Origin of the sequence: Pedobacter aquae, assembly GCF_008195825.1 — a bacterium.
In the GTDB taxonomy this organism is placed as follows: domain Bacteria; phylum Bacteroidota; class Bacteroidia; order Sphingobacteriales; family Sphingobacteriaceae; genus Pseudopedobacter; species Pseudopedobacter aquae.
Map to the genome: position 1 here is coordinate 3,398,924 of NZ_CP043329.1, position 23,511 is coordinate 3,422,434.

Annotated in this window: 25 protein-coding genes; 14 read left to right on the forward strand and 11 right to left on the reverse strand. The window is 36.4% G+C overall.

What is annotated here, in order from left to right; genetic code table 11:
- Nucleotides 1-54 precede the first annotated feature (54 nt).
- The 12 genes from FYC62_RS14995 to FYC62_RS15050 all read left to right on the forward strand — a co-directional run bounded on the left by FYC62_RS14995 (nt 55) and on the right by FYC62_RS15050 (nt 12,586).
- Entirely contained in the window at nt 55-417 is a 363-nt protein-coding gene (locus FYC62_RS14995; RefSeq protein WP_039455242.1) for an ISAon1 family transposase N-terminal region protein, read from the forward strand.
- Complete coding sequence (locus tag FYC62_RS17885) at nt 392-1,036, forward strand: ISAon1 family transposase (RefSeq protein WP_449406383.1); 645 nt, start codon at nt 392-394, stop codon at nt 1,034-1,036. The genes FYC62_RS14995 and FYC62_RS17885 overlap by 26 nt, the downstream gene beginning before the upstream one ends.
- A 10-nt stretch (nt 1,037-1,046) precedes the next feature.
- Nucleotides 1,047-1,376 (forward strand): transposase, encoded by a 330-nt coding sequence (locus FYC62_RS17890; protein ID WP_262713572.1) that lies wholly within the window; start codon nt 1,047-1,049, stop codon nt 1,374-1,376.
- A gap of 147 nt (nt 1,377-1,523) precedes the next feature.
- The gene (locus FYC62_RS15005) at nt 1,524-1,703 is read left to right on the forward strand and encodes a hypothetical protein (RefSeq protein WP_149075517.1); all 180 of its coding nucleotides are present in this window, start codon (nt 1,524-1,526) and stop codon (nt 1,701-1,703) included.
- A gap of 383 nt (nt 1,704-2,086) precedes the next feature.
- Nucleotides 2,087-3,463 (forward strand): hypothetical protein, encoded by a 1,377-nt coding sequence (locus tag FYC62_RS15010; RefSeq protein ID WP_149075518.1) that lies wholly within the window; start codon nt 2,087-2,089, stop codon nt 3,461-3,463.
- Between the two features lie 2 nt (nt 3,464-3,465).
- Nucleotides 3,466-3,654, forward strand: a complete 189-nt coding sequence (locus tag FYC62_RS18205; RefSeq protein ID WP_149075519.1) for a T9SS type A sorting domain-containing protein — start codon at nt 3,466-3,468, stop codon at nt 3,652-3,654.
- 383 nt (nt 3,655-4,037) lie between these two features.
- A complete protein-coding gene (locus FYC62_RS15020) occupies nt 4,038-4,268 on the forward strand; it encodes a hypothetical protein (protein WP_149075520.1) in 231 nt (76 codons plus the stop codon).
- 542 nt (nt 4,269-4,810) lie between these two features.
- Entirely contained in the window at nt 4,811-7,843 is a 3,033-nt protein-coding gene (locus FYC62_RS15030) for an amidohydrolase family protein (RefSeq protein WP_149075522.1), read from the forward strand.
- A 12-nt stretch (nt 7,844-7,855) separates the two neighbouring features.
- Nucleotides 7,856-9,157, forward strand: coding sequence for an amidohydrolase family protein (locus FYC62_RS15035; protein ID WP_149075523.1), 1,302 nt, complete (start codon nt 7,856-7,858; stop codon nt 9,155-9,157).
- Between the two features lie 173 nt (nt 9,158-9,330).
- Nucleotides 9,331-11,298 (forward strand): ATP-binding protein, encoded by a 1,968-nt coding sequence (locus FYC62_RS15040; RefSeq protein WP_149075524.1) that lies wholly within the window; start codon nt 9,331-9,333, stop codon nt 11,296-11,298.
- 26 nt (nt 11,299-11,324) lie between these two features.
- Nucleotides 11,325-12,212, forward strand: coding sequence for a DUF72 domain-containing protein (locus tag FYC62_RS15045; protein WP_149075525.1), 888 nt, complete (start codon nt 11,325-11,327; stop codon nt 12,210-12,212).
- An 11-nt stretch (nt 12,213-12,223) separates the two neighbouring features.
- Nucleotides 12,224-12,586, forward strand: a complete 363-nt coding sequence (locus tag FYC62_RS15050; RefSeq protein ID WP_149075526.1) for an iron chaperone — start codon at nt 12,224-12,226, stop codon at nt 12,584-12,586.
- Here FYC62_RS15050 and FYC62_RS15055 read toward each other — a convergent pair.
- A complete protein-coding gene (locus FYC62_RS15055) occupies nt 12,583-13,566 on the reverse strand; it encodes a 2-hydroxyacid dehydrogenase (protein ID WP_149075527.1) in 984 nt (327 codons plus the stop codon). The two genes, FYC62_RS15050 and FYC62_RS15055, sit on opposite strands and share 4 nt — an antisense overlap.
- Before the next feature lie 799 nt (nt 13,567-14,365).
- Between FYC62_RS15055 and FYC62_RS17350 the strand changes: the two genes are divergently transcribed.
- Nucleotides 14,366-14,548, forward strand: coding sequence for a hypothetical protein (locus FYC62_RS17350; protein WP_149075504.1), 183 nt, complete (start codon nt 14,366-14,368; stop codon nt 14,546-14,548).
- Nucleotides 14,549-15,049: 501 nt separating this feature from the next.
- Here the strand turns inward: FYC62_RS17350 and FYC62_RS15065 are convergent.
- The 3 genes from FYC62_RS15065 to FYC62_RS15075 are packed head-to-tail and all read right to left on the reverse strand — an operon-like array spanning nt 15,050 to nt 17,962.
- Nucleotides 15,050-16,177 (reverse strand): NAD(P)/FAD-dependent oxidoreductase, encoded by a 1,128-nt coding sequence (locus tag FYC62_RS15065; protein ID WP_149075528.1) that lies wholly within the window; start codon nt 16,175-16,177, stop codon nt 15,050-15,052.
- Nucleotides 16,174-16,866 carry a methyltransferase domain-containing protein gene (locus FYC62_RS15070; protein ID WP_149075529.1) on the reverse strand — a complete coding sequence of 231 codons (693 nt, stop codon included), beginning with the start codon at nt 16,864-16,866 and terminating at the stop codon, nt 16,174-16,176. The genes FYC62_RS15065 and FYC62_RS15070 overlap by 4 nt, the downstream gene beginning before the upstream one ends.
- Nucleotides 16,859-17,962 carry a type III polyketide synthase gene (locus FYC62_RS15075; RefSeq protein WP_149075530.1) on the reverse strand — a complete coding sequence of 368 codons (1,104 nt, stop codon included), beginning with the start codon at nt 17,960-17,962 and terminating at the stop codon, nt 16,859-16,861. The genes FYC62_RS15070 and FYC62_RS15075 overlap by 8 nt, the downstream gene beginning before the upstream one ends.
- Nucleotides 17,963-18,009: 47 nt before the next feature.
- On the opposite strand from FYC62_RS15075, the gene FYC62_RS15080 reads away from it, so the two are divergent.
- Entirely contained in the window at nt 18,010-18,858 is an 849-nt protein-coding gene (locus FYC62_RS15080) for a UbiA family prenyltransferase (RefSeq protein WP_149075531.1), read from the forward strand.
- A gap of 4 nt (nt 18,859-18,862) precedes the next feature.
- Here the strand turns inward: FYC62_RS15080 and FYC62_RS15085 are convergent, their stop codons facing one another.
- The 7 genes from FYC62_RS15085 to rsgA form a co-directional block, all read right to left on the reverse strand.
- Nucleotides 18,863-19,315 (reverse strand): gamma-glutamylcyclotransferase family protein, encoded by a 453-nt coding sequence (locus FYC62_RS15085; RefSeq protein WP_149075532.1) that lies wholly within the window; start codon nt 19,313-19,315, stop codon nt 18,863-18,865.
- Between the two features lie 3 nt (nt 19,316-19,318).
- Nucleotides 19,319-19,966: an HD domain-containing protein gene (locus tag FYC62_RS15090; RefSeq protein ID WP_149075533.1), complete on the reverse strand. Its 648-nt coding sequence runs from the start codon at nt 19,964-19,966 to the stop codon at nt 19,319-19,321.
- Nucleotides 19,966-20,292, reverse strand: a complete 327-nt coding sequence (locus FYC62_RS15095; RefSeq protein WP_026905198.1) for a nucleotide pyrophosphohydrolase — start codon at nt 20,290-20,292, stop codon at nt 19,966-19,968. Before FYC62_RS15095 ends, FYC62_RS15090 begins: the two co-directional genes overlap by 1 nt.
- A 37-nt stretch (nt 20,293-20,329) precedes the next feature.
- On the reverse strand, nt 20,330-21,076 hold the full coding sequence (locus tag FYC62_RS15100) for a metallophosphoesterase family protein (protein ID WP_149075534.1): 747 nt from the start codon (nt 21,074-21,076) through the stop codon (nt 20,330-20,332).
- A gap of 12 nt (nt 21,077-21,088) precedes the next feature.
- Nucleotides 21,089-21,838 (reverse strand): nucleotidyltransferase, encoded by a 750-nt coding sequence (locus tag FYC62_RS15105; RefSeq protein WP_149075535.1) that lies wholly within the window; start codon nt 21,836-21,838, stop codon nt 21,089-21,091.
- Nucleotides 21,839-21,911: 73 nt separating this feature from the next.
- A complete protein-coding gene (gene dtd / locus FYC62_RS15110; protein WP_149075536.1) occupies nt 21,912-22,370 on the reverse strand; it encodes a D-aminoacyl-tRNA deacylase in 459 nt (152 codons plus the stop codon).
- Nucleotides 22,371-22,494: 124 nt separating this feature from the next.
- Nucleotides 22,495-23,415 carry a ribosome small subunit-dependent GTPase A gene (gene rsgA, locus FYC62_RS15115; protein WP_149075537.1) on the reverse strand — a complete coding sequence of 307 codons (921 nt, stop codon included), beginning with the start codon at nt 23,413-23,415 and terminating at the stop codon, nt 22,495-22,497.
- Nucleotides 23,416-23,511 lie beyond the last annotated feature (96 nt).

Below are 23,511 nucleotides of genomic sequence, written 5' to 3' on the forward strand. Positions count from 1 at the left end.
CGTAAAAGTTGGGGAGGATTACAGATTTGATTATTTTTGTAGAAAATCAATGTTTTGGATTCTACCTTACTATCATTAATCTTACCCGAAGGTCTTAGCGAATACTTTGAACTGGACAAAGTAGAGACTGTATCGGATTCTTATTACATCTATCTTAAAGAAAGGAATATACAACCCAAAGAGTTCACCGCTCAAAAGTTAATTTCTAAGGGTTTTTTCGAAGAGATTTCTGTCAGAGACTTTCCCTTACGCGGAAAACCTTGTTTTTTAAAGCTTAAAAGGCGGAAATGGATGATCGTAGAGACAGGAGAAATCGTATTTAGAGATTGGAATTTGGTAGCAGAAGGGACAAAAATGACTCAGGAGTTTGCCTTTTTTTTTGAGAGACTATTTGGATTCAAGCCCAATAAGCTGTAAAACACTTGGAAGATTCTTTGGAGTTGAGGGTAAACGACTGCAAGAACAGTATGTAAGCCATTTGAGTGACTTTATGAGTTGGGATCAAGCTGAACATGCTCAGGACTGGTTGCTTTTTCCAGACAACCTTGGTGAATATCTATCTATTGATGAGACCAGCCTTTCACAAGGGGAACTATATACCATTGTTACCAATAAAGCAGCAAAAGGCAAAAAAGGTGCTTTGGTTGCTATTGTAAAAGGCACAGAAAGTGAAACGGTTATAAAAGTTCTGTGCCGTATAAAAGAATGGGCGAGAAAAAAGGTAAAAGAGGTCACTCTTGATCTAGCTCCCACCATGGCTAAGATCGTACGAAGGAGCTTTCCAAAAGCAAAGCTTGTCTCCGATAGATTCCATGTGCAACAGCTAGCCAGCGAAGCTGTTCAGGAAATCAGGATAAAACATAGATGGGATGCTATTGAACAGGAAAACAAGGAAATGGATCTTGCTAAAGAAATAAAGAAGCCTTGGATTCCAGAATTATTAGAAAATGGAGATACCTTAAAGCAATTATTGGCAAGGAGCAGGTATTTACTGTTTAAGAAAAGAGGTGAATTGGACATCGTCCCAAAATCATAGAGCAGAACTGTTGTTTAAACGATATCCAGATTTACAGAAAGCCTATGAAATCTCCCAGGAGTTGTCCTCTATATTTAGCCGTTCAAAAGACAGAAGAATAGCTTTCAAAAAGTTGGCAATATGGTATAATAAGATAGAAAAACTAGGTTATAAACCCTTCAATACCATAGCTAGAACCATTCAGAACAATTATGAAACCATATTGAACTATTTTGATAACAGAAGCACAAATGCATCCGCAGAATCTTTCAATGCCAAGATAAAAGCTTTCAGATCGCAGTTCAGAGGCGTAAGAAATGTGAAGTTCTTCCTCTTTAGACTAGCTAAAATATACGCTTAATGTCTCCTCCCCAACTTTTACGCTTGATCCTTTATACTGGTGTTTGTTGTTTTGGAAATATTAGGTTTAAATATCAGCATCATACCATTAATCATACCACCAACATTCCTTCAACATCATTAATTAACCTTCTAAAGAACAAACGAAATGAGTATACAAACATACTCACTCAATCCTTTTTGTACCCATCCAAAAGGAGTTGGTAAATCTGTAAAAGATAAATGGTATGTATATTTTTATTATTCCAAGATTCAAGGAGTAAGAAAACTTTACAGATCTTATACAGATTTAAATAACATGCATCAGCATGCTTACCCAAGTTTATAAAAGAAAAGCATTTCAATAGTAGAAACCGGGTTACATTTGATTTAAATATTAGGATGCTGGTTAATTATTTAATATCTTTAGAGGGTATAGCGATTGTAATGAAACAGCGATCAAAGCCTGTTTTAAATAGTGGTTTATAAAAGAGGCTGTCTCAAATTACCGTTTTGTGTCAGGCTGAGCGGAGTCGAAGCCTTTTCTAAGCATATCAGAGAACATTTCGACTCCGCTCAATGTGACAGATACTATTTTTGAGACAGCCTCTTTTTTGTTTTTACAGCTTTTTTAGCTCAGCTAGTATAATCTCCCGACATTCAGTCAGGAATATAATAAATGGTTTAAACTTTAATAATAAAATTAAAAATAAGTTAAAATAAATTAGATAAATGAAGAAACTTCTACTATTTGGGTTGCTCATAGCCTGCTCATTTAATTTAAAAGCTCAAACGCTTTATGACTTCAATACTACTGGAGATTTGGAAAAATATTTTCAAAAAAGTGGGACAACTACCGGGGTTACGCAAACAACAGGTACAGGTTTAAATGCATCAGGATCAATAAATGTAACTCAAGGAATTAACGAGATTTTTACCACCAAACAGGGTTATAGTAATGGTGGCATTGGTGCTATTTATACCTTCTCTACTTATTTTAAAAGTGAAGGTGTTAATGGATATGGTGGAGTTGGATTTACCAATGCCCCAGGTAGAACAAGAGGAATTTACGCAAACTTAGATATTGGACTTGGTATTTCAGTACATGGCGGTGGCTTTGTTTGGCATAATAATACCACTTCTATTGATGGAATTTGGACTGCAGGCGGTGTAGTAAACTCTACAATTGCAGATTTATTAGGTGCTGGTTCTCCTGATAAATGGTTTAAAGTAATATTGATGATTACCGCTAAAGCAAATAGTGTATTTGATTTAAGAGTAGAGGTTTATCCAGCTTATGCTACAGGAGCTCTTATTAGTAATAGCCCTGCTGCAGTGCAAACTACAACTTTTACCAATACCAATTTGGCAAATACCTCTATCTTACATTCTTATTTTGGATTTGCAGGAAATAGAATTACTAATTTTGATGACTATTCAATGAGTTTACAAGGTTCTTCAGTTATTGATGCTGGAACACCTGTTGTTTTAGGTACAGCCGCCTTAAGTGGAAGTACTATCAACTTAAGTGGTAACGTAACTGATGAAAGAAATTCTACCGTTTCACAGAAAGGCTTTGTTTGGAGCAAGACAGTAGCAGATCCTACTACCGCGGATACTAAAATCATAGCATCTACTGGTGGTTTAGGAACTTATTCTGCTCAAATAACTGATGTTACGGCTGGAACTTATTATGTAAAAGCTTATGCAATTAACGCTATAGGAACAAGTTATGGTGCCTTGCAAACCATTACGATTTCGGTATTACCCGTTTCATTAATCAGTTTTACAGCAAAAGCTCAAAATAATAGCGTTATTTTAGACTGGAGCACATCATCAGAACAATATAACAGTCATTTTAAATTAAGTTATGCTACAGATGGCGCAAACTTTACTTTATTAAAGCATGTGTCGGCTTCCATAAATGGAAACATCAAAAACGCTTATTCTTTTGCGCATTTAAGTCCTGCAAACGGCGCTAATTACTACCTTTTAGAACAAGTAGATTTAGATGGTACAGTTAAAGACTTAGGTATTAAAGCGGTGAATTTCTCTCTATCTAAAACTACGCAGGTAGTATTTTATCCTAACCCACCCAAAATGAGGTAAAGGTGAACTTTGAGAAAGACTTTTATACCACTGCAAAACTGATTGACTTACAAGGTAAAATCCTACAAAAGAGAAACATTTCAATAGCAGACACCCAATTAACATTTGATTTAAAATCTTTGGATGCTGGGAATTATTTGATTCAGTTAGAGGGCAAGGGAACGAATGTTCAAAAGGTAGTAAAGGAGTAAATTTAACCTTAAAATATTTACAACAACCAGTACCCGAAAAGTACTGGTTTTTTTATTTAAAAATTGTAGCAACAGAAAATTCAATAGTATCAAAAATACAGGAACTAGGGGTTAAGACTATAAATTAGCCGACTTAACCCAATAATAAAATCAATTTATGCTCTACCCCGGTAAGGAAGGCGTCACAGGAGCTTAATAGAAGCACTTTTTAGCGCTATAAAGACAACTCATAAACATAAAACATGGTAATTTAACTGTGTCTACTACTCTATATGACTTATGTTTATACAACTAAAATTGAAACAAAACTTTGATGAGTTGGTACTGAATATGTTCATTTTGCTGAAATTATTTTTGTAATTTTATATATAAAAATTCAGCAAATGGATCTACAGACACGAAAACTAAATATTATCCAATACCTGATAGAACTTAAGGATGAGAAGTTGTTCAACAAGATTGAAACAATTATTAAGGATAAGATTGGTAATGAAAAATTAAAACCGTTTACTCAAGAAGAATTATTAAGTAGAATTAAACATTCTAATGATGATTATCTTACAGGAAACTTTAAAACGCAAGAACAACTAGAGATTGAATCTGAGAACTGGTAATTCGATGAAAATAATCTGGACTAATTTTGCAATTGAAAACCTTAAAGCCATCACTAAATACTACACTAAAGTAGCAGGAAAAAGTATCGCATATAAAATAAAAACAGAGATATTTAAATCTACCAAACAACTAAAGCATTATCCTGATTCCGGTCAGGAGGAAATCTCTCTTAAGTAACTAAATGAAGGATACAGGTATATTGTCAACGGAAACTATAAGGTAATTTATAAAAGAGTTGCAGAAGGAGTTCTGATTACCGATATATTTGATACTCGCCAAGACCCGGTTAAGATAAACGATCCGAAGCGTAAATAAATAGTATTAAGCTAAGCTTTAATAAACCTTTTCAGCTAATTTAAATCAGTAACTACTACCAACGGAAATAATCATCAATCTTCTACTCAATTCCAACCTCATTTAAAAAAAATCCCAAATAAATTCCCCCTCCCCAAATCATACCTCCCCCTCAAAATTCCTAGCACAAAAAAATTACAATCACTAGCGGATGATTATAAGTAGATTAGGATACTAAATCATTTGTATGAAGAAAATATTACTATTAATAGGGGCATTATTTTGCGTTGCTATGGTGCAAGCTCAGGAGACATTTCCTGTCAATGGATCATACGATATACGTAGTGGCCAGTTTGCTTTTACCAATGCCAATATTGTGGTAAGTGCAGAGCAAACCCTTAAAAACGGCACTTTAATCATTAAAGACCGTAAAATTGAACAAGTAGGTACAGCGCTAAACATCCCGAAAGGTTATGTGATTATTGATTTGAAAGGGAAATACATTTACCCTTCGCTTATTGATGCTTATACTTCTTACGGTTTGCCAGAAATCCCTCGTCAGAGTTTTAGCGGCAGAGGTTCTGCACCGGTGTTTACCACAACCAAGCAAGGTGCTTATCATTGGAACGAAGCCATAAAGCCAGAAATGAATGCCCATAGTATTTTTAATTTGGAGGCTAAAAAGGCCGAAGAAATGAAGAAAAACGGTTTTGGTACTATAAATACCTTAATTAAAGACGGTATTGCCCGTGGCACTTCTGCGGCAGTTACCCTTGGCGATGAAAGTAATAACTTAGTGATGCTATCGGCTAAAACAGCTGCAAATTATTCTTTTAGCAAGGGTACCGCAAAAACAGATTATCCGAGTTCTTTAATGGGTTCTATTGCTTTGTTACGTCAAACTTATATAGATGCGGCTTGGTATAAAAGCCAAAGTAAAGAGTTTAATATCTCTTTAGACGAGTTTAACAAGCAACAAAGTTTACCTCAAGTTTTTGAAGTAGAAAACTGGGAAGATGTTTTAAGAGCCGATAAACTAGGCGATGAATTTGGTAAGCAATACGTTTTTAAGTCGGGCGGCGATGAATACCAACGCATAGCAGACATAAAAGCTACCACAGGTAAATTTATCATTCCTATTAATTTCCCTAAAGCTTATGATGTGGAAGACCCTGCCGATGCTCGCTCTGTAACCTTTGCACAAATGAAACATTGGGAATTGGCACCTACCAACCCAGCTGTGTTAGAGCAAAACGGAATCACTTTCGCTATTAGTCCTGCCGGCTTAGAAAGCCCTAAAGATTTTTGGACCAACCTACGCCTAGCCATTGATTTTGGTTTATCAGAAAAACAAGCTTTAAAATCTTTAACAGAAATACCCGCTAGCATTTTAGGGATAGATAAAAAGGTTGGTACCTTAAACGTAGGTAAAGAGGCTAATTTCTTAATTACATCATCGCCATTATTTGCTAAAGAGAACATCATTTTTGAAAACTGGGTGCAAGGCAAAAGGTTTATAGTTTCACAAATGGATGTGAAAGATTTACGTGGCGATTATGATTTAGTGATAGCCGGCTTAGGCAAGCTAGACATGAAAATTGGCGGAAGCATTGGTGCTTATGAAGTAAATATTGTAAGAACTGGAGCTGATAGCGTAAAAACAAAAGCAAATTTTGTGCGTAATGGAGATTTGGTTAATCTGGTTTTTGATTTAACCAAGAATCCTAAAGGTGATTTTAGATTATCAGGCTATTTAGATAAAGCATCACCTTTAACTTTTAAAGGTGAAGCGGTTGCGGCTAACGGAAATACCACCAATTGGTCGGCAACTTTTAAAGCTCCTTTTATAGAAAAAGAAAAGAAAGAAGAAGCCAAAGGTGTTAGCCAAGTAGGTAAAGTTGTTTATCCATTAGTGGCTTACGGTAACCCAGATTTGCCCAAGACAGAAGCCATTATTTTTAAAAATGCTACCGTTTGGACAAACGAAAAAGATGGTATTTTAAAAGATGCTGATGTTTGGGTAGAAAACGGTAAGATTAAAGCCGTTGGTAAAAATTTAAGCACCAACAATGCTAAAATTATTGATGCTAAGGGCAAACATATAACACCAGGTATTATTGATGAACACTCGCATATTGCCATTAGCAGAGGTGTGAACGAAGGTACCCAAGCTGTTACTTCTGAGGTGCGTATTGGTGATGTGCTAGATGCTGAGGATGTTAATATTTACAGACAATTGGCCGGTGGCGTAACAACATCGCATTTATTGCATGGCTCTGCAAATCCTGTTGGTGGACAAACACAATTGATAAAATTGAGATGGGGAAATACACCAGAGGGATTGAAATTTGGTAATAACCCGGGCTTCATCAAATTTGCTTTGGGCGAGAATGTGAAGCAAAGCAATTGGGGCGAGTTTAATACCATCCGTTTTCCGCAAACCCGTATGGGGGTAGAACAAGTTTTTATAGATGCTTTTACTAGAGCTAAAGAGTATAAAGCTGCTATGGCGGCTTATAACGGCGCTAAGAATAAATCGGGTTTAACCCAACCCCGTAAAGATTTAGAGTTGGAAGCTTTAGTTGAGATTTTAGACGGCAAAAGACATATTACTTGCCATTCTTATGTGCAATCAGAAATAAATATGTTGATGAAAGTTGCAGATAGCATGGACTTTAAAGTAAATACTTTCACCCACATTTTAGAAGGCTATAAAGTAGCTGATAAAATGGCCAAAAGAGGTATTGCTGGTTCTACTTTTTCAGATTGGTGGACGTATAAAATGGAAGTGTTAGACGCTATTCCGTACAACGGAAAGCTGATGCATGAAGCCGGAGTATTAACCGCTTTCAATTCTGATGATGCTGAAATGGCTCGTCGTTTAAACCAAGAAGCTGCCAAAGCAGTTAAATATGGTGGTGTTAGCGAGGAGGAAGCTTTAAAATTTGTAACCCTAAATCCGGCTATCATGATGCATATTGATGATAGGGTGGGTAGCCTTAAGCCCGGTAAAGATGCCGATTTGGTTTTATGGTCAGAACATCCTTTATCTGTTTATGCTAAGGCAGAAAAAACGCTTGTTGATGGTATTGTTTATTGGGATTATGAGAAAGATGAGCAGAAGCGAAAAGAAATTAAAGAAGAGCAGGCTCGTTTAATCCAGAAAATGATTAATGCTAAAACTAAAGGAGCAAAAACACAACGTCCGTCTTTAGAAAAACCAAGTCTGTATGATTGTGACACTTTAGAAGGTGAGCATGCTGAAACCGAAGAACATTAATAGCTAAACATCATGAAAAAAATCATATATCAATTCATCATATTAACGGTTGCGGCATGTACAGCTTATGCGCAACCCAATATAGCTCCGGCTAAAGCCCAAACTCAGGCAATTGCTTTGGTGGGTGCTACGCTGCATATTGGCAACGGTACCGTAATAGAAAATGGGATTATTGTTTTTGATAAAGGTAAAATTACCGCTGTTGGCGATGGTAAAACAGCATTACCGCAAAATGCAAACGTTATTCAGGTTTCAGGAAAACATATTTACCCAGGTTTTATTGCCCCGGCTAATGGTTTGGGTTTAACCGAGGTAGAATCTGTAAGAGCTACCAGAGATATACAAGAAGTAGGCTTTATCAATCCGCATGTAAGGTCTATTATTGCTTATAATACCGATTCTAGAATTATCCCTACGGTACGTTCTAATGGTGTTTTACTTTCTCAGCCAGCGCCAGAAGGTGGTTTGGTTTCAGGAACATCCTCTATAGTGCAGTTAGATGCTTGGAATTGGGAAGATGCAGCTTATAAAACCGATATGGCTATCCATTTTAATTGGCCAACATCAAGAATAAGAACCAGCAGAAGAGCAGGGGCGGCAGTTAGCGAAGAACAGCAAAAAGAGCGTTACCAAAGGCAAATGGCCGAGTTACAAAACTATTTTGAAGAAGCTAAGGCTTACGCCGAGCTTAGTAAACCTAAAGTTTTTAATGCTCGTTTTGATGCAATGAAAGGCTTATTTACAGGTACTAAAAAAGCTTTTGTAAATGTATCAGCACAAAAAGATATCATTATAGCCGTTAAATTTTTCGAAGGGTTTGGTATAAAACCTGTTTTGCTTGGCGCTGATGAGGCTATACAAGTTGCAGGATTTTTAAAGGAGCATCAAATTCCTGTTATTGTTAACGAGAGTCATGCTTTACCAGCAAATGATGATGACGATGTTTACCTTCCATACAAAAATGCAGCACTTTTACATAAAGCAGGGATATTAATAGCCATGAGTATTGAAGGTTATTGGCAGCAACGTAATTTACCTTTTATGGCAGGTACAGCAGCGGCTTATGGTTTAAGTAAAGAAGAAGCTTTGGCTTTAATTACATCCAATACAGCTAAAATTTTAGGTATAGATAAACAAACAGGTACTTTAGAGATAGGTAAAGATGCCAATATCATAATTTCTGAAGGCGATGCTTTAGACATGCGAACAAACAATATCAGCAAAGCTTATATCCAAGGTCGTGATATAAATTTAGACAATGTTCAAAAGCAATTGTACAAACGCTATGCAGAAAAATTAGGTATCAAAGAGTAATTTGAGCTAAGTGTTTTAACGATATTAAAGGCAGCGTCTCCCTAGAAAGTGACGCTGTTTTTTTGTGGTATTTATCTTAATGCTATTGTTAAGTTAGAATCACTCTTTTATTAATTTTCATAAAAACCCTATTTCATTCATATAGATTTTTATATTTGGTTAATATCTGTTTAATGATTTTAAGGGGGCCTAAAATAAAACAACTATTAAGAAGTATAGCGCTTTTAGTGTTTTTACTGTTGCCTATTTTTGGCGCTGCTTTTCAAAAGGCGTATCGGCTAAATCCCCAACTTAAAGTTTATGATTCTCTGGTAAGCAGGTATAGGTATTTTAAACCAGACTCTGCCCTTTATTTCATGAACCAAGGCTTAGAACTAGCCACTAAGTTAAATGATGCTAACGGGAAGGCCGTGATGCTGAATCAATGGGGGATGATTTATGACAACAAAGGGAACTACCAAGAATCTAGAGAAAAGTACTTACAAGCCCTAAAAATTTACCAAAAAACAGGTTATGTAAAGGGTATTTCCGCTGTGAATATACGCCTAGGCGTAGTGGAAAATAGAAAAGGTAATCATGATAAAGCTATAGCTTATTTCCTAAAAGCATTGGCTATTAGCGAGAAAAATAATTATGCTTATGGCATTATGGAAGCTAACCTTACCGTAGCAGAGGGTTTTCTGGGGCAAAAGAACTACCCGATAGCTTTAAAATATTTAAAAAAAGCAGAATTTATTAGTGATACCATCCCTTTTTCAAATCTTAACCTTAACATTTACAATAATTTTGGGGTTATCTATAGAGATATTAAAAAATATGATTTAGCCGAGTATTACCTTAAAAAAGGCATCGCTTTAAGCAGTAATATTAAATACCAAGGCCTAAATATTACGCTAACCAATAATTTAGCTAGTGTTTATGCTCGTACAGGAAAAAAACAGCAAGCTATAGCGCTTCAAAAAGAAGCGCTTAAAAAGGCTAAAGAAATACAAAATTTCTTAAGAGAAATAGAGGTTTTATTAGGTTTAGCAGAGAATTATAAAGATACCGATAGTAAAAAGGCTCTGGCTTATTACAAAGATGCCTTAAACCTCACCAGAAAAAATAATGCCTATAAAAGACAGGTAGAAATTCTAAACCAAATGGTAATTCTTTACCGCAAAGAGGGCAATTACAAAGAAGCTTTAACCTTAAAAGAAGAAGAAAAAAACTTAGCAGATAGCTTTTTGTATAAAGATATCGATAGTCGCATTAGCGATTTACAAGCCCAGTATGAGCTGGCTAAATCTCAAGCCCGGGTGAAAGAACTGCAATACAGCAATACCCAACAAAATTTGCGTAGCACCATTATCTTAAGTGTTGCAGTATTTGTTATGATTATTCTTGTTTTTATGGTTTTTAACAACCGCAGAAACAGGAAATTTAATCAGCTTTTGTCTAAAGCCAATCAAGAATTAAAAGAATCTAACTCGGTAAAAGATAAATTATTCTCTGTTCTGGCCCATGATTTAAGAGGACCATTTGCAGCTATTATCAACCTTTTAAGCATGGTTAAAGATGGTTATTTAGACGAGCGAGAGAAAAATGAGTTGATTGATAAAATTACCCAAAATAGCACCACTTATTTAGACACCCTAAACGATTTAGTGAAATGGGGCGAAACACAAATTAAAGGTTTAAGAATAAATCCGCAACCCATAGCCCTAGCTCAGGAAGTTGAACTTAATAAGGAGTTTTTAAGCGTACTTATTGAGGATAAGAATATCAGTTTCAGTAATGAAATACTACCTCATGTAGCTGTTTTGGCAGATAAAGCCCACTTTGATTTAATCATCAGAAATTTATTAAGTAATGCCGTAAAATTTACCAATACGGGAGGCAGCATCAAGGTTTTTGCAGAAGATGAAAGCCAATATATCAGAATTACAGTTAAAGATACAGGCATTGGCATGTCTGCAGATAAGCAAAGTCGAATTTTTAATTTTGAAAACATCAGCTTAGCAGGCACAGGTAATGAAAAAGGAAATAGCTTAGGCCTCATCTTGTGTAAAGAGTACGTTTTAGCAAATAAAGGCACCATAAGTGTAAAGAGTAAAAAAGGCGAAGGTTCTGAGTTTAGTTTTACCTTACCTAAGGCTTAAATCACGTAATTTTAATAGAGAACATCATGCAATTTGGAAAAGTAGAAGATCCATCAATCATAAATTTCAGCCTTCCGGCTGATGCTCCTGAAACTAAAGACTTACTAAAAAACACTTCAAAAAGTACTTTTGAAGCCTATGTAGGATGCGCAAAATGGAATAAAGCCGATTTAAAAGGATTTTATCCAAGAGGTACAAAAGACGAGCTAACTTACTACGCCACGCAGTTTAATAGTATTGAGCTAAATGCTACTTTTTACAATTTGCCAAGTAGCGCACAAGTAAGCAGTTGGAGAGATAAAACACCCGATGATTTTAAGTTTTTCCCTAAAATAACCAACTCGGTGAGTCATTACCGCAGGTTAATAGATGTTAAAGAACCTGTTACTTTATTTTGCGATGCCATTAGCCATTTTGAAGAAAAATTAGGGATGGCTTTTTTGCAACTGCATGATAATTTTAAGCCTAAAGATTTTGACCGACTTAAAACTTTTGTTGAAGATTTTCCAAAGGTAATTCCACTGGCTATAGAGGTTAGAAATGAGGAATGGTTTACCAATAAGGCTATTGCCGATGAACTTTACCAATTGTTAAAAAAGCATCATATCACCAATGTTTTGGTAGATACAGCAGGCAGAAGAGACATGATGCACATGAAATTAAGCACACCTATTGCTTTTATTCGTTATGTAGGTGCTAATCATGAATCTGATTATAGCAGATTAGACGAATGGGTAAAACGCATTGTTGATTGGAAAGCGGCTGGTTTACAGAAACTGTATTTCTTTGTTCACCAAAATGTAGAGCTGGCATCGCCTTTATTGTCTGCTTATTTTATAGAAAAATTAAATAAAGCTATAGGTATAAAGCTTCATATTCCTGTAATGGCAACGGAAAATCCTACTTTATTTTAAACGTTTAACAGATGGAAAATTTCGAATCTGTTGAGGCATATATAGCCCATTTCCCTGAAGAAGTGCAAAATCTACTTAAGCAAATAAGGGTCATCATTAAAAGGATTGCGCCTGATTCGGTAGAAGGCATCAGCTATGGTATGCCAGCTTATAAGCTTCATAAAAAGCCATTGGTTTACTTTGCGGCTTTTAAAAAACATATCGGTTTTTATGCAACACCTAGTGGGCATACTGCTTTTTCTGTAGAGTTGGCTGCTTACAAACAAGGAAAAGGCTCAGTACAGTTTCCTTTAAACAAGCCTATTCCTTATGCTTTAATAGAAAAGATGGTAGCTTTTAGGGTAGAAGAAAATAGGGCAATCCGTTACCGTTAATCCACCTTGTTTTTTAGTTCTTCGCCATTGCAAAATGCATCAATATTAGCAAAAGAAACTCTTGCTATTTCGCCTATAGCTTCTTGCGTAAAAAATCCTTGATGTGAGGTGATTAAAACATTAGGAAAAGAAATTAAGCGGGTAATCAATTCATCTTGTATAATTCCTTCTGATAAATCATGGAAAAATAAATCTCCTTCTTGTTCATAAACATCTAAACCTAAAGCCCCTAATTGGCCGCTTTTTAAGGCTTTTATAGCATCTTTGGTATGTACCAAAGCGCCTCTACTGGTATTAATCAGCATGGCGCCATGCTTAAATAGTTTTAATGTTTTTTGGTTGATTAAGTATTGCGTTTCTGGCGTTAAAGGGCAATGTAGAGATACAATATCAGCATCGCATAAGGTTTCTTCTAAAGTGCCGTATTGTACGCCCATGGCTTTAACTTCGTCTTGCGGGTACAAATCATAAGCACTTATTTTACAGCCAAAACCACTTAATATTTTACAAAAAGCTTTACCAATATTACCTGTGCCAATAACTGCTACTTTACGGTTGTGTAGGTTAAAACCCATTAATCTTTCTAAAGAAAAATTACCCTCGCGTATGCGGTTATAAGCTTTATGTGTTTTGCGGTTTAAAGTTAAAATCAATGCCATAGCATGCTCTGCAACGGCTTCTGGTGAATATGCAGGCACTCTTACTACGGTTATGCCCATGGCTTTTGCATCGGCTACAGCCACATTATTAAAGCCAGCACATCTTAAAACAATTAATTTAATGCCTGCAGCTTTTAATATTTCTAATACCGCTTTATCTACTTTATCATTTACAAAAATACAAATGGCATCAAAACCATTAGCCAAAGGGGCGGTATCTGCATGAAGCGCTAGGGTGAAAAAAGTAAGCTCATGACCGGTATTGTATCTGTTTAAAAATTCTTCATCGTAATGGTAGGTGCTAAAAACGGCAATTTTCATATTGTTAAGCGTATTTTTATGAGTGTAAGCTAAATCTTATTTTTTTAAATGATGATGCAAGATACATATTTGTATACTGTAGGATAAATGATCTTGATTACAAAATGGAGGCTTTTCATTAGTAAGTTAGTTTTGTTGGATAAAAGATTTGTAAGCTAAGTGATGAATGGGCCCTGCCGGCTCTTGAGGCGGATATTTATTGTTTTATGGGGATTGTTAACTAATTGGCTATTGCGCACAAGGCTTTCCGGCCTCATAGGCGGCCTGCCCTATTTACTTTTTTCTTGATAAAAAAGTAAACAAAAATTCCTACCTACCGGCAGGCAGGCAAGGCTGATGAATATTTGTCGTTTCGCCTAAATAAATCTTCATCCACAATCCTGAGTGGTGTGAATGGTTTTGCTAAATGATAGCTTCTACAACACCCGTCGGATTGTTTCCCGATACTGCTTCATGAAAGTTTTTGCAAAAGATTTATTTGCCTACACTTCCAAATATTCATAGGCCATCTTTCGTTCTTCGGAAAAGTATTGTTTGGTTTTTAGAGGTAGCACCTAAATATTTGCTCTTTGGAGTCTTTATACTCTGTACTTTCTACCGATAGAAAGGAACAACCATTCATAAGAAAACAGCCTAAACCGAAGTGCATGAGCAATCCCCCAGAGCTGGGAAGACGAAAAAACAGCAGCAGAAATTAAAAAATCTTGCACAACCAAGCCTATAGCGAATGCGGTTTTGCGTTCGAGTTTATACTAACATTGAAAAACCACATCCGAGCAAAAATAAGCACTCACTGTTTTTGAGTGTGGGAGAGCTTTGTGCGGCAAAGGCTCCAGCGGGGATTGTTCAGGACTTTATTCATTATTTTTTATTGATTTTTAAAGGTATTCATGAATTCGCTAAAGCTTCATTTTGGTTCCTTTTGGTCCCTCAAAAGGAACGAGCCCCGCCGGCGATAGAGGCGGATGAATATTATTTTTAAAAATAGCTTGACTAATTGACCGTATCACACAAGTCTTTCCTGCCTCATAGGCGGCCAACCCTATTTACTTTTTTCTTGATAAAAAAGTAAACAAAAAACGAGGAACGAGTTCATGAATGCCTAAGAAAAACCATAAATAAAAAATGAATAAATCCTGCCTACCGGCAGGCAGGCAAGGCTGATGAATATTTGTCGTTTCGCCTAAATAAATCTTTATCCACAATCCTGAGTGGTGTGAATGGTTTTGCTTTGCGTAGGCATCTACAACACCCGTCGGATTGTTTCCCGATACTGCTTCATGAAAGTTTATACAAAAGATTTATTTACCTACACTTCCAAATCTTCATAGGCCATCTTCGTTCTTCGGAAAAATTTGATTTAATATTATTGGAAGTCCCTAAATATCGCTTTTTAGAGTCTTCATACTTTAGACTCTGTACTTTCTACTATTCAATATCCGCTCTTTAAGATCTTTTTACTTTCTACGCTGTACTTTCTACTTTAAAACCTTTCCCCATGCGTCTTACTTATCAAAAAAGAAAAAACTTTAGGAAAATGGTTAAGACCACCAATAGCCATTTCTGATAATACATTCTGACCAAATAGTTTTTGTATGGTTCTGCCTATAAATAATCTTTGTGCAAATTCTTGCTGCCATGTTTGGCTGTAAGCTTTTTCTAGTTGGGCTCTTTTAGTTGGGTTAATGCCATCAGGGCAAATATCAATAATGCAAGAGCTTAAAATTTTTGCCGAGTGTATGGCTATAGCCATGCCGTTTCCGCAAAGTGGAGCAATCATACCGGCAGTATCGCCACACATCAAGATATGGTTTTCTATCAATGTTTTGCGCTCAAAAGCAATTTCATTAATGGTTTCTGGCTTATCCCAAATAAACTCGGCATGGCGAAATACTTCTTTTAAAAAAGGGTTTTTGCTTAACACTTGCTCTTCTACAGCGGCTATAGAACCATATTTTTTTAAATGCTTATTTTCTGATAGGTAACACAAGCAATAGCTATCTGTACCGATGCTGTTTAGGCCACAATAACCACCTTCAAAATTATCTAAGCGGATGGTATCTTTAGGGAAATCTAACTTTACGTGATATTTAACACCCATATAAGGGCTGCGCTTATAAAAGGAGGAACGTTGGAGTTGCTTATCTAAGTTAGAGCGTTTGCCAAAAGCACCAATCACCAAATCTGCCTGATAGGTTTTACCAGCTAGCAAGATATTAAACTGTTCATCATGATATTGGATATCCGTAATTTTTTCGCCCAAAAGAAATTCCACACCTTGTTGTTTAGCGATGAGGTAAAGCTGCTCATCTAGCGTATATCGGCTGATGCCAAATCCGCCCAAGTCTAAAGGGGCAAGAATGGTTTTTCCTGAGGGCGCAGCAATAATTAACTTTTCTAGTTTACTCGCCTGCAAATCCTCGGGGTTTAACCCCAAACTTTTTAAAAAAGGTAAAGCTTCATTGCTTACATACTCGCCACATACCCTATGGAAAGGGTAAAATTTACGCTCGGCAAGGCAAACTTCAAAACCTGCTTTGCTTAATAAAATGGCGTTGGTAAGGCCTGCTAAACCCCCTCCGGCAATAAATATTTTTGGTTTTTTGCTCATTTATAAATGATGATTTGCCAGCGAAAGGCCCACATCCATTTAATACTATACTTCTTAATACCCATTTGCGCTAATAATGTTTGCAACTCTTTTCTGGTAAAACTTCTCAAGACTGATAGTTTGCTATCGTGTTTTACCATGGGCGATTTAGAAAATAGCTGGGTAAGCCAGCCAATGGAATAATAAGCAAACCAATGGCGGTGCAAATCATTAATAATCACAGCTTTTTTAGAGGTATACAACATTCTTGCTACCAGCTGTTTCCATTCATCATTGTTAAAATGATGGGTAAACAAGCTGCTGATGACATAATCAAACTCTTCGCTTAAAAAAGGCTCTTCCAAAACATCTGCCAACCTAAAGTGAATATCTGCTGTTTCATGATGTGCCTTGGCAAAACTAATGGCACTGGGGGTGGCATCAATCCCGATAAAGTGGGGGTATATTTTTCTTTTATGGAAGTACTTTTTTAAAACTTTTAGGCTATCGCCACCGCCACAACCCCAATCGCAAATGATATCTTTATTACGGATTGGTAATTTCTTAAAAGCATTGTAAAATACCTGAAAACCGCCTAGCAATTGGTTAATAACTTCCAACTCTTTCAATACAGGATGGATGGCTTGTTGGTCTAACGAGAAATCATCCATGATTTCTAACGCTGTACTTCTATGGTTAAAACTAGGCATATGTAAGTACCATGCTTTCAAAAGTTAAACCAGGACCAAAAGCAAAGCTCAATATTTTTTCTTCCTGTTGTTTGGTTTTGAGCTTTTTACTGAGTGCTGCTAATACAAAAAGTACCGTTGCAGACGACATGTTACCAAAATTACGTAATACCTCATAAGCATGCTCATTTTGGTGGGAATGGAGTTGAAAAGCATCATCGCAAACTTCTAAAATTCTTCTGCCACCGGGGTGGATGGCATATTGCCCAATATCATCAAAAGCTAATTGGGCTTTTTTCAATAATTTTTGGGCAATGTCTTTAATGCCACTTCTTATTTGTTTAGCAACTTGGCTGGTAAGCTGCATTTCGTAGCCAAAATCGCCAATTCGCCAGGCCATTTCATTTCTTGCCTTGCTAATCAGCTCGCTGTAAAAAGAATTGATATGGAAAAGTTTATCATCAGTTTGTGCTTCATGTTGTACCAAAACAGCCGCTGCTCCATCGGCAAATAAAGAATTTGCCAACCAGTTATCTAAAGTATTTTCCTTTTGGAAATGGAGGGTGCAAAGCTCTACATCAACAATTAAAACTTTAGCTGTAGGCTGCGCTCTGCAAATATAATCGGCCACTTTAAGCGCATTAAAAGCACCATAACAACCCATAAAATTTATACAAGTACGTTCGGTATCGGGCTTTAAGCCTAGTTTTTCTACCAATTCTATATCTAAACCTGGGGCATACATTCCTGTACAACTTACCGTAATTAAATGTGTGATATTTTGAGGATTAAAGTCGAGCTGTTTCAAACAATTTTCAACCGCTTTTAAAGCAATTTGTAAAGCATTTTGCTCGTATATAAAACCTCTGCTGGCGGTTGTAGGGAAAGGGTTAAGGCCATCATCATTACCAAAAAAGCTATAATTGCCTTTTTGCTTACCAAAATCTTGCAGTACCGAGTGCCTGTAATCTATTCCAGATACTTGATATAATTTTTCTAATCTACGAGCTTGATTGCTATCCAACTGATGCGCTTCTTTCATAAATTCCAGTATGCGACTTTGCGCAAACTGATTTGATGGATTACTGGTACCAATTGCCGATATAACACTGCTCATTCAAAAAAATTAAATATTTTTACCTTCATGCTAAACATAACAAAGAAATGAAGTCTACCTTATTACACCTACGCCTTCCCTTTTCTTTGTTGTTGCTTCCTGTTTATTTGTTTGCTTATAGCGAAGTACCTAATCCTAACATTTACAATGCCATAGTAGTTTTTATAGTTTGGCATTTATTTGTGTATCCGGCAAGTAACGCTTACAATAGCTATTTTGATAAGGATGAAGGCAGTATTGCGCTTATAAAAGAACCGCCAAAAGTGCAAAAATCTTTATTGGTAACGGCTTATGTATTAGAGTGGACAGGTTTATTGATGGCTTTTTTAGTGAGTTTTGAGTTTGCTTTGGCAGTTGCCATTTATAATTCTTTTTCTAAAGCTTACAGTCATCCTCGTATCCGCATCAAAAAATATCCTATTTTAAGTTTTTTGGTGGTTTTTATTTTTCAAGGATTTTTTATTTACTACAGTTGCTACCAAGCCATAGGCCAATATGATTTGGGGCTTAATGCCGATGTCATCCAAGCCGGATTGATTTCTTCCTGCTTAATTGGGGCTTCTTATCCGCTAACGCAAGTGTACCAACACGAAGAAGATAACAGGCGTGGTGATAAAACTTTAAGTCTTTTACTAGGTGTAAAAGGCTCTTTTTTATTTTCAGGCTTTGTATTTTTTTTGGGTTTTGCCCTGATGTTTGATTATTGGAACAGGCAAAATGAACTCCATAATTTTTGGGTTTTTGCCCTTTGCTGCTCCCCAATATTAGGCTATTTTTTATGGTGGTTTAAACAGTGTTTAAACCGAGTTGAAGCTGCATCTTTTAAAAACGCAATGGGTATGACGCTTATTAGCGGTTTAATGATGTTGCTGTATTTTGGCTGGCTATGGCTCTAAAAACCTAGTCTTCTGCCTTAAAATTAGCTTTGTGTTTGATGTAGGAAATATAATTTTCTGGCAATTGGTGTTGTGTAGCACCTTCTAATAAGGTATTTAGATATTCTTCTTCTGGTGATAGCTCTTCTGCTTCATCTACACAAATAAAAGCATAAGCTTGATGTATGCCTGTATCGCTTTCAAGCTCAAATTCTTGTAATTGGTATTGAGGTTCTGTTTGTTGTAATAATTCAAAATGTTTGGCATGTACTTGATACAAAACACCATGTACATTTTCACTTTCAGAAACTACCAAATTGGCTCTGGCACTACCATCGGCGTTAAGCTGATGAAAGCATAAACCATAACCATATAAAACGGCTGACCCAACAACTGTTACAGGGTCATTAACCCTAAATTCCATTAATGCTTTATTAAGATTACTACCGTAAGCGAAATATAAAAAAGTGTTTTCCATGGTTTATTTTTCTCCGTTCCATTCTGCATAGAACTGAGTCAAATATTGAACCATAAAATCATGTCTTTGGGCTGCCAATTTTTTGCCTGTTGCGGTGTTCATCTTATCTTTCAATAAGAGTAGTTTTTCATAAAAATGGTTGATGGTTGGAGCGGTAGATTTTTTATAAGCCTCTTTACTTTGGTTAGGCTCGGGTTTAATCTCAGGGTTGTAAAGTTCTCTGTTTTTATAACCGCCGTAAGTAAAAGCTCTGGCAATTCCAATAGCACCAATGGCATCTAGCCTATCAGCATCTTGTACCACCAACATTTCTGCTGAAGTAAAAGTAACATCGCCTAAGCTAGCTTTAAAAGACATGTTTTTGATAATTTGCTGTACGTGGATAATAGTTTCATCATCAACAGCTAAAGTTTTTAAAAAATCGCCCGCTTTTCTTGGTCCTATTTCTTCATCGCCATCATGAAATTTAGCATCAGCAATATCATGTAGCAAAGCGGCAAACTCTACCACCAGTAAATTCACTTTTTCCTCTGCTGCGATGTATTTAGCAGTTTTCCAAACACGTTCTATATGAAACCAATCATGCCCGGCCTCGGCATTTTGTAGTTCTTGCTTTACAAAAGCAATGGTTTTGTAAATGAGTTCTTGCATTATTTTAATTTCTCGTTGTTACGATGTCTGTCTGCATCTCTAATACTTTTCTTCTCCAAATTTTTCTCTAGTGCAGCAGTTAAATCAATACCAGTTTGGTTGGCTAGGCAAATCAAAACAAAAAGTACATCGGCCATTTCATCGCCTAAATCAACTTTTTTATCAGATTCTTTAAAAGACTGCTCGCCATATTTACGAGACATGATACGGGCAACCTCACCCACTTCTTCCATTAAAATAGCCGTATTGGTAAGCTCATTAAAATACCTTACACCAGTAGTTTTAATCCAATTGTCTACCAGTTGTTGTGCTTCTTTAATTTCCATGATGCTAAAATCAGGAATCTTTAGCAATAAATAAGGGCTATGCTGTTATTTCATATAAAAAATAGGGGCAATCATAACCATCGCGTAAAAGCAGAGGTTTGGCAACATTAAAAACCTCTATACCGTCTTGTGTTTTGCCTTTTAAAGTACCAATGTGGGCATGGCCATGAAAAGCAACATCAACATTTCTTCTGCTGAGGGGTTCTGCCAATCTGGATGAACCTAAAAACGGAAAAATAGCTTCAGCTTCGCCTTTTACGGTTTCAACGATGGGCGAATAATGTAACAAAGCCACTTTTTTAATATCTTGATGGTCTGATTCTAATCTTGCTAAGGCTCTTTCTAATTGTAAGGCTTCATTTACGGCTTCTTGTACAAAATCTTTCATGCCTTTTTCGCCAAACATAGATAGCATGTGCTTATCAAAACCGCCACCAAAGCCTTTGATGCCTGCAAAGCCAATGTTATGGATAACGATAGCTTCTCCATCTAAAACATGAACATGGTCTTTTAACAAAAGCTGACGAATCATTTTCTCTCTGCCTTTCTCGTAATCGTGATTGCCTAAAACCATCACTACGGGGATGCTGCATGCTTTTAATTCTTCGGCTAAAACGGCTGCTTCAGACTCGTCGCCAGTATCGGTTAAATCGCCACAGATAACCAAAACATCCGCTTTTTCTGATATTTCTTTAAAATAGGCAGTCCATTTTCCTTTGTCAGATTCTTTTACATGGATATCGGCAACGGCAGCTATTCTAGTATTTTTTGTTGTATCTGTCATGGTATGAGAAATTTAGGTAGTCATGATGGTAGATACTTTATAGTTCCAATCTTTAATATCTACGCTGTATTGGGTTTGGTCTATAACGGGGCCTCTACAAACTTTCACTACCGTAGCGGGCAATTGGTATTGGTTATTGGCTCTTTTTATCAATTCATCAAACAACCATTGGGGGATGATTTCATGAAAATCAGACGGGTAAACAAACTGAAACATAATGATTTGAGCCAATAATAAATGCCAGTGGTTATGTTGGTCTAATCGGGAAAGTAACCTTTCCCAGTCTAATTCTTTACCTTTTTTAAGAATAACATGGTTGATATCTGCCCCATCAAAACGTTCACGATTTTGGACATATATTTTACACCAAATAAGTTCCTCGGGAGATAAAAACTTCACTTCTTCACCAGCAAAAGTACCAGGGGTAGCGTGTTCAAACCAGCTATCATCAACCGTACAAATGTTATTTACAGTATCAAAAATAATATCGATGAAATAATCTCCTTTAAAAACTTTGGCCAACCAGCGGATGTCTGTTAATTGGGTTTTATAACCTTTATCGGCAAAAAATTGTAGTATTTTGCTATAGTCTGATGGTTTACAAAAGATATCTAAATCTTTAGTATCGCGGTAAATATCAGTATGTGCAAAGAGGGAAAAGGCACCTCCTAGCATAAAATCTACACCGCACTCTTTTAGTAATTGTAAGGCTTCTTTATAGAATTCTTGAGCTTCTTTTTTCTCTTCTTCGGTTGTAATCATAGGGTTTTTAATAAGGTAGAAAACTGCTACTAGGCAGTTATTCATTATCCTTATTCAAAAACCAAACCTAAAATTAATGCCTGTCTTTATCCTTGGTATCCATCATGATGGTAACGGGGCCATCATTTAAGAGTTCTATTTTCATATCGGCACCAAAAATGCCGGTTTCTATTTTGGTATTGCTTAATTGAGCTAGCTCTGCAATCATTTTTTCATAAAGCGGAATAGCCTGGGCAGGTTTGGCAGCTCTGATAAATGAGGGGCGATTTCCCTTTTTTGTTTGTGCGAAGAGTGTAAACTGAGATATCAATAAAATACGGCCATCAACATCAGCTAAAGATTTATTCATTAAGCCATTTTCATCATTAAAAATGCGCATGTTCACAATTTTTTGCGCCAGCCAAGTTAAATCTTCTAAAGTATCAGCCTCCTCAACACCCAATAAAACCAAAAATCCGGTGTTTATTTTACCTGTAATTTCTCCGTTTACGGTGCATGATGCTTGACTTACTCTTTGGATAACGGCTCTCATATTTTAGGTTAGGTGCTTAGTAATTAGTTGGTTAGTTTGTTAGGTTTCTAGTTTGTTAGACTTTTTAAACGGCTGATTATTAATGGAAGTCCTTCTCCTTCGGAGAAGGATTTAGGATGAGGCTCTATGCCCTCGTATCGTTTTTATGATAAATACTTAAATAGCTATCATATCTTGTGGGTTCAATATTTCCTTCGTCTAAGGCTTTTAAAATGGCGCAACCGGGTTCGTTAATGTGTACGCAGTTATGAAATTTGCAGCCATGCATACGGCTTCGCATCTCTGGAAAGAAATGAGCAAGTTCCTCTGGTTCTATATCGGCAATGCCTAATTCTCTAATGCCTGGGGTATCAATTAATTTTCCGCCGAAAGGCAATTCAAACATTTCTGCAAAGGTGGTGGTGTGTTTTCCCATATCGCTCCAATCAGAAATTTCGCCAGTTCTTAAAGCAATACCCGGTATGATCTGATTGATTAAGCTTGATTTTCCAACGCCAGAATGTCCAGAAAATAAACTAGTCTTATCTTTCAGCAATTCTTTAATGGTATTCACATGGGTGCCTTCTATGGCAGATACCGCATAACATTTATAGCCTATACCTTCATACAAATCCATATAATTGGCTAGGATTTCTAGGCCTTCATCGCTAAATAAATCTAGCTTATTAAAGATTAAAATAGCAGGAATTCCATAAGCTTCAGCAGTAACCAAAAAACGGTCTATAAAGCCTAAAGAAGTTCTTGGAGAAGCCAAAGTTACCACCAAACAAGCCTGGTCTAAATTAGCAGCAATAACTTGTACTTGTTTAGATAGGTTGATAGATTTTCTGATGATATAGTTCTTACGGTCATGAATTCTATTGATGACAGCAGTTTCTTGCTCGGGTTCTAGCTCAAAATCAACAAAATCTCCAACAGCAACAGGATTGGTGCTTACCAGACCTTTCATCCTGAGTTTGCCTTTTATCCTGCATTCATATTTGTGCTGATTTTCACCTAAAACAGTGTACCAGCTTCCTGTTGATTTAATAACTAATCCCTGCATACCGTTGTAAAGATAATTATAGGCTAAATGAATTTCCTATTTTCTGTGAAAAATGTTTGTATTTAAAAAATGAAAGCTTAGATTTGGCACATAATT